This window comes from Larkinella sp., from assembly GCF_965227735.1.
In the GTDB taxonomy this organism is placed as follows: domain Bacteria; phylum Bacteroidota; class Bacteroidia; order Cytophagales; family Spirosomataceae; genus Larkinella.
The window spans coordinates 5,092,117-5,104,829 of sequence record NZ_OZ245776.1 but is presented as its reverse complement, the minus strand read 5'-3'; the positions used below and the strand labels follow the sequence as shown (position 1 = coordinate 5,104,829).

10 protein-coding genes are annotated in these 12,713 nt (G+C 52.6%); 1 reads left to right on the top strand and 9 read right to left on the bottom strand.

The features are described from left to right. Window positions 1–105: 105 nt before the first annotated feature. From ACO064_RS19910 to ACO064_RS19895, 4 genes are all read right to left on the bottom strand, one after another. Entirely contained in the window at window positions 106–912 is an 807-nt protein-coding gene (locus tag ACO064_RS19910; RefSeq protein WP_421828975.1) for an MbnP family protein, read from the bottom strand. A gap of 13 nt (window positions 913–925) precedes the next feature. Then, entirely contained in the window at window positions 926–2,122 is a 1,197-nt protein-coding gene (locus tag ACO064_RS19905; protein WP_421828974.1) for a sialidase family protein, read from the bottom strand. 113 nt (window positions 2,123–2,235) lie between these two features. After that, complete coding sequence (locus ACO064_RS19900; protein ID WP_421828972.1) at window positions 2,236–4,599, bottom strand: TonB-dependent receptor; 2,364 nt, start codon at window positions 4,597–4,599, stop codon at window positions 2,236–2,238. 110 nt (window positions 4,600–4,709) lie between these two features. Further along, entirely contained in the window at window positions 4,710–5,084 is a 375-nt protein-coding gene (locus tag ACO064_RS19895) for a hypothetical protein (protein WP_421828971.1), read from the bottom strand. Between the two features lie 201 nt (window positions 5,085–5,285). Between ACO064_RS19895 and ACO064_RS19890 the strand changes: the two genes are divergently transcribed. Beyond that, window positions 5,286–6,413: a hypothetical protein gene (locus ACO064_RS19890; protein ID WP_421828970.1), complete on the top strand. Its 1,128-nt coding sequence runs from the start codon at window positions 5,286–5,288 to the stop codon at window positions 6,411–6,413. A gap of 11 nt (window positions 6,414–6,424) precedes the next feature. On the opposite strand, the gene ACO064_RS19885 is transcribed toward ACO064_RS19890, so the two are convergent. The 5 genes from ACO064_RS19885 to ACO064_RS19865 all read right to left on the bottom strand — a co-directional run bounded on the left by ACO064_RS19885 (window position 6,425) and on the right by ACO064_RS19865 (window position 12,649). Beyond that, entirely contained in the window at window positions 6,425–7,339 is a 915-nt protein-coding gene (locus ACO064_RS19885; RefSeq protein WP_421828969.1) for a helix-turn-helix domain-containing protein, read from the bottom strand. 45 nt (window positions 7,340–7,384) lie between these two features. Continuing rightward, the gene (locus ACO064_RS19880) at window positions 7,385–8,257 is read right to left on the bottom strand and encodes an SDR family oxidoreductase (RefSeq protein ID WP_421828968.1); all 873 of its coding nucleotides are present in this window, start codon (window positions 8,255–8,257) and stop codon (window positions 7,385–7,387) included. Between the two features lie 123 nt (window positions 8,258–8,380). Next, on the bottom strand, window positions 8,381–8,803 hold the full coding sequence (locus ACO064_RS19875) for a DUF6331 family protein (RefSeq protein ID WP_421828967.1): 423 nt from the start codon (window positions 8,801–8,803) through the stop codon (window positions 8,381–8,383). 279 nt (window positions 8,804–9,082) lie between these two features. Further along, complete coding sequence (locus tag ACO064_RS19870) at window positions 9,083–11,170, bottom strand: M16 family metallopeptidase (RefSeq protein WP_421828966.1); 2,088 nt, start codon at window positions 11,168–11,170, stop codon at window positions 9,083–9,085. Window positions 11,171–11,215: 45 nt separating this feature from the next. After that, complete coding sequence (locus tag ACO064_RS19865; protein ID WP_421828965.1) at window positions 11,216–12,649, bottom strand: M16 family metallopeptidase; 1,434 nt, start codon at window positions 12,647–12,649, stop codon at window positions 11,216–11,218. Window positions 12,650–12,713: the final 64 nt, after the last annotated feature.

The following is a 12,713-nucleotide window of genomic DNA, read 5'->3' as shown; positions in this document are numbered from 1 at the left end:
ACCTATCGGCACGCTGTGGAAGGCAACTCATTTACGGCTACCGACGCTACGCTGTGGAGCCCCTTACGGGGCAAACAGATCCGTTATTTAAGCCTTCAGGTACGTTCAATCAACCTGAACCGTACCGATGCTAAACATCGTCGCGTAATTGTTGGCAACGTTTTTCGAAGAATCCGATACCATAATCGTCGGTGCTGCCGCAATGCTGAGCGGTTTGACGCCGTCGAACACCTTCAACACATCGGCCTTCACCTGAATACCGGTTTTTCCATTCAAAATCACGTGGGCGGGCTGCGTCCCCAGTGCCAATTGAATGGTTCTCAAATTATTGATGGTTTTAGTTTGATACCCGCCAAACAGACCGACGTGGTAGACGAAATTCCGTTTTCCCGTCGCATCGACCGGCGCTTTGGCTGAGGTTCCTTCCAGTTTCAGGAAAATATAGCCCGAATTCCAGTCCCAATACATCCCGGCAGCCGCACCACCGGGGTCGAGTGCGCCGGTTCGTTTTCCGATATCCATCGTATTTCGCAGACTATCCACGCCCACCATAAAGTTGATGCTCGTGTAGTCGCCCACCGGAACGTTGCGGAGCAAAACCGTCCGGGAGGCCGGGTTGCTCTGCGACGTCAGAAAATAACTGCTGTCCTGCGGAACGACGTATTCCGACCCATCGGCTTTTTTCAGCTTGATGTTGCTGATAAAATACGTAAACCGGGAGACGGTAAACGGTTCTCCGCTGCCGTTGGTGTAGGTCGTTGAATCCAGTTTCAATTCCTGCGTGCCGACCACGTTATCAAACCTTAGTTGAACCGTTCCGAAGTCGGGTTCCAGGGGGTCGTTGTGGCAGGCGACCAGAACGATCAAAAAGAAAAAAAGACTCATACCGGAAGAGAAGAAGGTGTTTTTCATACCGAACGTTGCATTACATTGATTCAATCCATCTACTTACGATAACGCTGTTTTGCTGGTCTTTCTTCTGTTCATAAGCCACTAAAAGTCCTTTTTTCGTAGCCAGAACCACCGGAAAAGCCGCATTGACATCGGTTGGTGTGAGGTACGTAACGGACGAAACCGTGCCGCCAGACACCTTCCGCATCCCGATTCGGGAGATAAACCGGCTTTCGCCAGCGGCATTTTTCACCTCCATCGATTCGTCCCACACCCAGACCAGTTGCCCGTTGAGCGACGCGATCTGCGGATGTTTCATTCGCTCGGATGTGATGCCCGCAACCAGTTGCGCTGCTCCCAGCCGGGCCAGTTTGATCCCCGGCGTTTTCTCCCCTCCCGAAAACCAGGTCACAAAAAGGTCGTTGCCAACCTGCGCCACGTCGGGGCCGGTATGCGGGCAGGCGTTGACTTTCCACTGATCATCATACACCACTTTCGGACTGGTAAATGTGCGGCCGCCATCGGTCGAAACCGCGTGGCTGATGTCGCGCGCGCCGTTGTCCAGCAAATCCCGGTACGCAATATGAACATGGTTTTTCGCGTCGACAAAGACGTTGGTGCGGCAGCACTGACAGGCGTTATCATCCACCAGCACTTCGTTGGAAAAACCGCCCCCCGGCATCGTTTGGGCAAATTTCACGGTTCGGCCTTCCTTATTGGCGGTTTTTTCGTCGAGCCAGGCAATCCCGATTTCGCCGTTGGGCAGGCGGTTCAGGTTGCTGAACGAGTGGCCCTTGCCCGGTGTGATGTCGCGGTGAACGGCTTTGGGTTCGGTCCAAGTTTGCCCGCCGTCGGCCGAAGTGACGTACAACACATCACCGGCACGCGGAGCCTCCGCCGTTGGTCGGGACACTTCGAAGGTCGCCAGCACGGTTCCGTCTTTTTTAAAAGCCACTTTCGGCATGCCTTCGGCGTGGGTCGAGAAAACCGTTGGTGACTTGATCCGGATTTTTTCACCGAACGTCCGCCCGCCGTCTTCCGACACGGCATAGTAAAAAGCGACTTTTTCGCCTTCTTTTTCCGTCCAGCTCAACACCGGGTGATTCCGGTGGTCGGTGGTCAGCCGGGGCGTCGCGCCCACAAACTGCGGATTCGAAAGCTGGATTTCTCTGGCGGGTCGCTCGGCGAAGCCAAACAACAGAATTGCGGCAATTAAGATGGTATTTTTCATAGTAAAACGGTTTTCGGTTTAGCCCCCACCCCCCTGAAGGGGGCTTTTAGGCATTCGGAATTTTTAAGCCCTCTTCAGGGGGGTGGGGGCCGGGCCGACGCTTCGTTTGGGTATTATTTTGAAAAATTATACTGAATCCCGCCCACCAGCGTCCGGGGCGCTGCGGGCGTATACGTGGTTCGGTCGGTGGCGTTGTTGCCACGCGTGGCCGAGGTCGCGTAGAGTTCATCGGTGGCATTCATCAGGTTGGCAAATACCTCAAACCGCCGGAAGGCATACCCCGCCCGCAGGTTGATGACGCTGACACCCCGCCCGCCAAACGCGCCCCGGTCGTCGTACGAAACCGTGTTGATCTGATTCTGGTACCAGGAACTGATGCGTTGCCATTCCGCCGACATCCGTAATCCTTTGGCCCAGCGTGGCTTATACGTCACTTCGGTATTGGCTACCCAGCGCGGAGCCTGTGGCATATCGAAACCGTTCACGTTTTTTACGGCATCAGAAGCCCTCGTACTCAGCGCAAAATCGACAAACCGGTGGACGGCATTGGTGCCGCCAAACCGGAAAAACCACTCGCCCGACGGTCGGTAGGTAAGGCTGTATTCGATGCCCCGGTGCAGCGTTTTTCCCGCCGACTGGTAATCGGTGCTGTTGTCGGGCTGGCGAATGTTGAGCAATTCGTTGCGGCCCTCCATCTGGTAAACCGCCACATCGATGTACATTTTCCGGTTCAGCAGCGACGCCCAGCCGCCGACTTCGTAGTTATTAAAATACGCCGGTTGCAGATTGTAATAAAAGGGTGATTCCCCCGTTTGGGCGTTGACGCGTTTGGTAAAAATCGACGTCAGCCCCGGCGGAGAAAAGCCTTTGCTGTAGTTGGCATACAAACCCCGGTCGCGGCCCAGATCGTAGGTCAGCCCCACTTTGGGCGTAAACTGGCGGTACGCTTTTCGTCCGGTACTCTTGTCCAGGTAATTGTCGTAATCGAACGCCATCTGATCAAACCGTCCACCGAGCGAAATCCGCAGGGCTGGCAAAGGATTCAGGTCGAGTTGAGCGTAAACGGCCGAGTTGTGAATGTCGGCTGCGTAATCGGCCAGCAGCAAATCGGGCCGTTCTTTCACCAGTTTGTACTGTTCCACCGATTTTTTATCAGGCCGAAGCTGCGCTTCCAGTTCAATCTGGTAGGCATTGTAGGTCGTTGGCGACGCGTCATAGGTCAACCCGGCCATCATCCGCCCATTCCAGAAGGGCAACTTCTGGCTGTGCTGGGCAATGAAACCGTAACTGCTGAAAGCGTTGACGTTGATCTGGCCCGTTGCTTTGGTGGCTCCGCTCGTCCAGCGAATGCCGTAACTAGGGTTTTGGCCAATCGAATTGTCGCGGTAAAAAGCCGTCAGGTAGCTGTCGGAACCGTTTTTCCACTGGTGATCGAGCGTCAGCCGCGCGCGGATTGCTTTCACTTTCCGGTATGTAAAATCCGAGGTCGAGGTATACTGCCGGTTGTAAAACGCGATGCTGTCGACGCTGCCGCCGGTTTGCGAATTGTAGTCGTTGTACGAAAACGTGCCGGTCAGTTTGGTACGGCCCGTGAATGCGTATTCGGCGCGGCCATTGAACGAAACTTTGTCGTAGTCGGACCGGGATTGCCAGCTATTGCGCTGCCGGGCAACAAAACCGCCCGCGTAGACACCCAGCTTTTTGGTGAGCATTCCGCCCCCGCCGTATTGCACCCGGCCATAGCCCCACTGATCGCCCTGAATACCCACCCGAAACGTCGGGACGGCGGTGGGTCGCTGCGTGATAAAATTGATGGCACCCCCCACGGCTTCCGGTCCGTAAAGCGACGACGCCGGGCCTTTCACAATTTCTACCGAGCTGACGGTGAAGACGTTCATTTCAATCAACGCATTGTGGTTGAAAACGCCCATCGGCCGAATCGGCACCCCGTCTTCGAGGTACAAAAAGTAGCCATTGGTGCCAAATGGCTGGCGAATGCCCATACCATGTTGCTCGTTGTTGTAATTGAGCATCACCACACCCGGCGTTTTGTTGATGAGTTCGGCCAGCAAAGTCGGCTTGGTTTCATCGATCAGCGTGGGCGAAAGCCGGGAAATGGCGACGGGCGCTTCGGTCCGTTTTTGCGCTTCGCGGTTGGCCGTCACCACAATCGTTTGCAGGTTTTCGACGGCTGCTGCCAGGGCGATGCGCAGCGGTTTTTCGGAGGGCGTTACCTCCTGCGATTGAAAACCCACCGCCGAAATAAGCAGTTTTTCGGTGGCAGAATTCAACGAAAACTGACCGTTGGCATTCGTCAGCGTGCCGGATTTGCGGTCTTCCGACGCAATGGCGACGCCTGCCAGCGGTTCTTTGGTTTGGGCATCGAAAATGGTTCCCTGAATCAGGGATTGGGCGTATAGCCCGAATGGCGCCAGGATCACGAAAACCGTGACCACGAGCCGGTATAAAAAAGTCATGAAGCGAGTTCGATTTGATGGAATTGACGAGCAAACCGCTGGAAACTTTCCAGTGGTTAAACCGGGAACCTGTCAGGTTTTTGAAACCTGACAGGTCTGACAATAAACCATCAAACCTGCGGTGGCTGAAACAACGAATACCGTGGGGAAGAATACGATCCCGGCAGATAAGCCGGCAAAACCGTCGTCTGAGCAATGACAACCGGCTGAAATAAAAACGGCAAATTCGACTGGTAGAACAATTGGAAATCAGGCGTTTTCTGCACCTGTTCCGTGGTTGCTTTATCCTGCTGCTCCTGTTGAGCGGTCAGTTTTTTGGCGAGGAAACATTGCCCGTCGCAATGCAGCTCCGGTTTGGCACGATTTTCACACAGGACTTTGGCAATATACGCTTTGTTGGCATGGTAATACGCAATAGTACCCCACTGGCTGAACAGAGGCAGCAGAATCGCAATCAGCAGGATGTAAGCCAGTGCAGCGCGCATACGGTTTTAATATCCGCACAATAGTACGAAAAAATGTTGAATCTACCCCGGGGTTACCTCTTGACTAAATTGATACTATTTTGTTAATTCGCATAGCCACCCGTAGATTCTATCGTAACTGTTTTAACCGAAATGAGATTATTGTGCAATGCACTAATTTTTAGTGTATTTTATTTGTCATTGTTTCCTGGTTATTCGCAGTTGGCACCTGTTGAAACCAGCGGAGACGCATTGGCGCATGTTTCTGCTTCGACCAGCACGGTTCGAGAAAACCGGCAGCGTATCGCGGTGGTGGTGGGCATGGAGCACCAGCTTTTTCCCTCCTATCTGCTGGCGCGGGCGACCCTTTCCGAAAAAAGCAAGAATTACCGATTGGGCGATGGCGACGGCAATGTGTCGGTTTCGTTTCATAACCCCGGCCTGAACACCTCTGTGCGGGTGGAAGTCGGCGCAACGCCCTTTAGCGAAGCGGCTGTTTATGAAGGCATTTTGCAGGAACCCGACAAAAACTACGAAATAACGCCCCGCATCCCCTGGAATTTTGAAAAACTGCGCGGATTGCTGCAACCTACGCCGGTTAATTTTACGGTTACGACCTACATCAACAACGAAAAAGTTGGCCATCGGACGGTGGTGGCCACGATGCGTTCCGTCAACGATTGCCCGTATTACTGGGAAGACGACGAAACCGGTACGGGCGATCTGGATCTGAACTACATGTACGTGGCTTACATCAACGAAGATGATCCGGTGGTGGACGAAGTGTTGAGTCAGGCCTTGCAAACCGACATTGTGGATGGCTTCGATGGCTACCAGACCGGCGATAAAAAGCGGGTCGACGATCAGGTTTTTTCCATCTGGTATGCGCTACAGAAACGGGGCATTCGCTACAGTTCGATCTCAACCAATTCAAGTACCGGCATTTCGCAAAACCTCTACAGCCAGCGCATTCGGACAATCGACCAGACCTGGAACAACCGCCAGGCCAACTGCGTCGATGGCATGGTGTTGATGGCGTCGGTGCTGCGTTCCATTCACATCGACCCGGTTCTGGTGTTGCTGGCCGACCACTGCGTGCTGGGTTACTACCGCGACGCCGAACACAAGGATCTGGCCTGTCTGGAAACCTCGATGATCGGCGATGTCGATTTACGGAAAATCATGTCGGTCCGCCGTCGGAAAGCCTCCCGAAAACTCTTCACCGAAGCCCGTCAACGCGCCCAGCGGCATTACCGATCCTCCAAAGACGCGTTCGATAAAGACCCCCGTTACCGGTTTATCGTCGTCGCCGATGTTCGGAAATCAGGCATCCGGCCGATTGGGCGGTAATCTCCACCGCTTTACTGGAACGAATGGCGAAACTCCTGTGGAGAGACATTCGTCTTGCTCCTGAATAACTTACTGAACGACTGGGGGTGCTCGAAACCGAGCCCATAAGCGATCTCACCAACCGACAAAGTCGTTGTCGACAGCCTTTCTTTGGCCTTTTCAATGAGTTTGCCGTGAATATGCTGCTGGGCGTTTTGCCCGGTCAGCGTTTTCAGCAGACTGCTCAGATACGTAGGCGACAGATGAAGTTGTTCGGCCATATACCCGACCGTTGGCAGGCCGGTTTTCAGTCGCTCATCGCTGGCAAAATAAGCCGCAAGTACGGTTTCAAACCGGTCCAGTAGTTCGTGGTTGGTGATTTTCCGGGTGATGAACTGTCGCTGGTAAAACCGGTCGGCATAATTGAGCAATACGTCGAGCTGAGCCACGATGATGTTCTGGCTGAATTTGTCGATGGGAGCCTGGTATTCCTGCTGAATCTGCCGGATGATGCCGACGATCACAGACTCCTCCTTTTCGGACAAAAACAGGGCCTCCCGAATGGAATAGTCGAAATAGGCATACTGCCGAATCGTTTTGGCCAGGGGTGTATGCCACAAAAAATCAGGGTGGATCATCAACAGCCAGCCACTGTGTTCAAGGGTTTCTTCAGCCGTAACCGCCAGCACCTGACCGGGCGCTAAAAAAACCATCAGCCCATCGTCGAAATCATACGGCTGTTGCCCGTATTTCATCCGGCCGTTGAAATTCCGTTTGAGCGCAATCGAATAGAAGTTGTTCACAAAGCTTTTCGGTCGGTCAATCTTCTGTGGTCTAATGTCGTCAAACCGGACTACACTAATGAGCGGATGGCCCGGTTTGGGAAGACCGGCAAACTGGTGATACGCGGAGATCGTATCGATTCGGTGAAGCGGTTCGGTTGACATCGTTCGATGAGTTTATGGCCTGGTTTGCACCGGGTAAAAGTTAGATTACGCCTGTTTCAGCTTATACAACACCATTAATCCTTCTTTGAGTCCAGTCGGTTTTCGACCCAGCAACTTTTCCAGGTCAGAACTGATGATGTCTTCCTGGCCATTGGCGATGTCGGTGATAAACCCGGTGATTCGCCGGGCCACGACTTGAGGCAAACCGCGTCCGATCAGTTGGGCTTCAAAGGTGGCTGGCTCCGCTGGCGTGTAGGTGACAGACTTGCCTGAGAGATCGGTCAGGGCTGCGGCTACGTCATAAAACGAGTACGACTCACGGCCCGTCAGCTGGTACGTTCGGTTGCCCTCCTCGTTGCCGACCAGCTCATTCGCGATCGCTTCGCCCATCTCGCTGCGGAGAGCAAAGGCCACCCGGCCCTGACCGGCCGCTACATTGATACCACGCTCGAAAACGGCGTCGCCACCCACAAACTGCGGGATCGCATCCAGATACAGGATGTTCTGAAACAGCGTGTAGGGCATTTCACTGGCTTTAATATACTCCTCGGTCTGAAAGTGGCCTGCCATCAACCGGTTGACCAGCGTCGCCGGGTTTTTCATTGCCCGACTGGTGTAGGCCATCCGTCGAACACCCGCTTTTCGGGCCGCATCCACGACGTTCTGGTGTTGGCGAACCCGGTTTTCCTCATCCGTACCCGCAATCAACAACACCGTTTCGACACCCTGCATGGCGCTGTCGAGCGCGTTGGTGTCGTCATAGGTGCCAACGCGTATCGTCACGCCCTGTTTAAGCATATGGGCGGCTTTGGTATCGTCCCGCACGAAAGCGGCAATCTGACTGGCTGGTATTTTTTGAAGGAGTTGGTCGATGACGGCAGTGCCAAGTTGGCCCGTGGCTCCGGTTACTAAGATCATGGCGTTCGTTTGTTTTGCGTAGGGCAAAGGTCCGCCATTTCCAATGAGCAAACGTAGCCGAATTTGGGATTGTTGTAGCCGAATTAATGGTCTGGTGAGGAGAAACCTTATTATTATTTAATTCTAAACCCACTGTTTGATTTCTGTAATTAGATAATCCATCAACTCTAAAAAAGAACTTCTTGCGAAATTATAATTGAGCCGACGATAGCTAATGATTTGGGCGTCACTAACCAGTACCTGCTCTTTTACTCTTTCTAGCTGGTTGACAAGCGTCTCTATATCAAGGCTTTTCACTACCTCAACAATCTCCTCCGGCCAAAGTACAAAAGCATTGATGCCACAGCAGCCAGCTATACAATCTATTTCTGTCTTATTCCAGAATTCACTCAAAGGATCTCTAACATTGCTATATTTAAAAGTAATGTCACTAGAAAATGGGCCCAAACGTTCATTTATTTCCAGTATAGAATCGGTGTCATAGTTAAAATCAAGCAGGATTATTTCTTTTTCCGGTCCTATTGAAATAGTATTTAAAGTGGCCATTTTATTTGTATTATATTGTACAAATAAATACACTTTCCTTTTACCCATAAATGAATCCGCTTACCTGCTCGAAAAACCTAATTTTCTGCGAACAGGAATAGGGTTTTCGGTTACCCATCGCTACGGTACGGTTCTGCGTCGGGAATGCCGCGTTTATTGTCAACCAATAGAAGCGTGCTACTTCCTCTTACCAGTCAAGAAAGGGAAGTGTATTGTAAAAATTTTCGGTGACTAACGCCCAAAAAGCACGCGCCAGCCACCGAAAACCGTAAACCGTACTTACTGCACCGCAAACTCCTTGTCATCCAGCCCGGTGTTTACCACCAGCGACTGGGTTTCCATTTTCATCGTCATTGGGCCCAGATTCTGGGTCAGGGTGTGCGGGAACTTCACACCATTTACTTCCTTGTAATTGCTCAGGCCGGTATTGATGGCCATTTCACCCTGCGGGGTCTGCTCAATGGCCGTGTGCTGCACTTTCAGGCCGGTTTCGGTATCATAAAACTCCGAAATGGTCTTTTTACCCAGCGTCACGTCAATTTTGAAGGCATCTTTTCCATTGATTTTCTCCGTGCCGACGAGGGCGGTTTTGGCTCCCAACGTTGGATACAGCAATTCAGCGAAAGCGGCATTCTTCAGAATTTCCATCTTGGCTTCTTCGTCCGTCACGTTTTTCGACTGACCACCGCCTTCCATTTTCACTTTCGTGCCGTCGGAAGTCACTTTCTGCACCACCTGCCCCTGTGCCGTTACGGCCAGCGAGAACTTGTTCATCCCTTTCTGCTTGCTTTCAATGTCTATTTTCGTGCCTTGAATCTCGGTCGTCAGCTTTTGGGTGACATCCTTAATTTTTGCAATGGCGTCTTTCCCGCCGATCGCAGTCACATATTTTTCGATCACCTGATCCGCCGTCACACCCACCGGCGTGGTCGTCAGTTTGCCGGGCGCGGGCGCTTCCACTTTCGTGCCGTTGACATCGTAGTAAACAATGTCGCCAAACCGTTTCAGTTTATCGGCCACTTCGGAGGCTTTTCCCACCACTACCACATAGGCGTGTTCCGGATCGATCAATTTAGCGGCAGAGGCTTCAACCTGGTCTTCCGTGACCGCATCAACGTTTTTCAGGTAGTTGGCAAAAAAGTCTTCCGGCAGATTATATCGGGCGGTATTGATCGCAAAATTGGCAATCGTCTCGGGGTCTTCCAGCGTAAAAATGAAATTCCCGGCAAACGTGTTTTTCGTACTTTTCAGTTCTTCAGCCGTCGGCTTCGAACTCCGGATTGCTTTCAATTCCGTCATAAATTCCGCTACGGCACTGTCTGTCACCGCATTCCGCACGTTGGCGTTGGCCCGGAAACGACCCACCAGCCGGTCGCTCGTCAGCGACGAATACGCGCCGTAGGTATACCCGTGTTTTTCGCGCAGGTTGTTATACAAACGGGCGTTGCCACCGCCACCGCCCAGTATGTCGTTGGTCAGGCTGGCCTGAATCGACTCGGGCGTATACGGTTTCAACAGAACCGGATGCGTGATGTAAACCACCGATTGCACCGAGCTCGGCCGGTCGATGAGCGCGATGGTCGTTTTGGCGGGCGGTTTTGGCGTTTCATAGCTCGGTTTCGGAACCTCGCCCGGCTGCCATTTGCCAAAGTATTTCTCCACCATCGGACGCGCTTCTTCGGGCGTAATATCCCCTACAACCGCCAGATACCCGATGTTAGGCCGGTAGTACGTTTCGTAGAATTTGCGGCAATCGTCGAGCGTAATCCGGTCGACGGTTTCTTCCGAATCCGGCTCACCGTACGGGTGGTCTTTGCCGTAAACCAACATGCTGCTTACCCGCGTGGCAATGGCCGCCGGATTGTCTTTCTGCGACGCCAGCCCCGATTTGGTCTGCTTTTTCAGTTTGTCCAGTTCTTCCTGCGTAAACTTCGGATTCAGCACCACATCCGACATCACCTCCAGCATTTTGGGCGTGTGCTTTTTCAGCGACATCGCATAAACGCCGGTTGGCGAAGTGTTCAGACTGCCGCCGATGAAATCAACGGCTTCGTCGATCTGGTCTTTGGTGCGGGTTTTTGTCCCGGTTTTGATCAACTGGCTCGCAATGCTGACGTAGCCCGCCTTATCGCCTTCGCGGATGGGCAGGTAGTCGAACAGCAGGCTGAAACCGACGCGCGGCAGTTTATTATTTTGTACCACGAACACTTTCAGGCCGTTGGCGAGCGTAAACGACACGGGTTTGCCCACTTTAATAACCGGTGCCGGGGCATCGGCGGGCAGTTTTGACCGGTCAAGCGTTTGCGCCTGAACCGACAGACCGAGAGCCATCAAGCCCGCAGCCAGCATATAGTTTGCTTTCATCATCGATATTCAAAATTCGATATTCAGTGTTCAATATTCGTTATCTACTTATTCCCCTTTACTTTCCTTTTTCGGCTCCATTGCCTTGGGCAGATAATACAACACCACGCGGTTTTCTTTCGTGAGGTATTTGTTGGCCACCCGGCGCAGGTCTTCCTTCGTCACCTTGTTATACCGTTCCAGTTCCGTGTTGATCAGGTTGGCATCACCCAGATACATTTTGTAGTTCGCCAGGCTTTCGGCAATACCGGCGACACCCGCGTTCTGGTTCACGAAATTGGTTTCGATCTGGTTTTTCACTTTCTGAAATTCGGCATCGGAAACCAGGGTTTTCTTCAATTTCTCGATCTCGGCGTTCATGCCGACTTCCAGGTCTTCGGCTTTGACGCCCATGTTGGCAATCCCGATGGAAATAAACAAACCGGGATCCTCGGTCGAAAGTGGAAACACACCGGTTTGAACGGCTTTCTGTTGTTTGTCAACGAGTTCTTTATTCATCCGCGAGCTTTCACCGGCGGCAAGCAGGGTCTGCAACACGTCCAGTGCGTAATAATCCGGATCACCCTGGGCGGGCATGTGATAGGCCTGGAAGACGCCGGGCAGCGATACGTTGTCGTATACGATGTCGCGCACCTCGGCTTTTTGAACCGGCTCTTTTACGGTTGGGCGATACGGCGTTTTTGTACCTTTCGGAATTTCGGCGAAATACTTTTCAATCAGCTTTTTCGTATCCTCGGGATTGATGTCACCGGCGATGGACAGAATGGCATTGCCCGGGATGTAAAACTCCTTGTAGAAATCCCGGAACTCATCGATTTTGGCCGCGTTCAGGTCTTCCATCGACCCGATGGGCGCCCATTTGTAGGGGTGAACTTTGAACGCATGGCTCAAAACCTGCGGAAAGAACGTGCCGTAGGGCTGGTTTTCATACCGCTGCCGCCGTTCTTCCTTCACCACTTCGCGCTGGGTTTCCACGCCTTTTTCGTCGACTTTAGCGTGCAAAAGCCGCTCCGACTCCATGTACAAGCCCAGTTCCAGTTTGTTGGAAGGCAGGATTTCGTAGTAGAAAGTCCGGTCGGTAGAGGTGTTGGCGTTCAACTGGCCCCCCGCGCCTTTCACGATTTTCATGTATTCACCGCGCTTGATGTTATCGGAGCCTTCAAACATCAGGTGTTCGAAAAAGTGGGCAAACCCTGAACGACCCGGCTGCTCGTTTTTCGAGCCGACATGATACATCATCGTGACGGCCACCAAGGGCGTTGTATTGTCCTGATGCAGAATGACATGCAACCCGTTCGGCAAATCGTATTCAGTAAATTTGATGCGTGCCGCCGACTCGGTCGATGAACTTTTCGGAGCGGTCGAAACCGTGGCGGCTGGTTTGGGAGCAGGCCGGTTTGGGGTCGATTTTTTAGGCGTTTGCGCCACCGCCGACCAGAGCAGACACTGGCTTAACGCAACGTAAAGCACGGTTTTTTTCATAGAGTAAGAACACTAAAATGTAGGTTATGACAACGCCGGCAACCCGGGCTTTCTCAAATATACA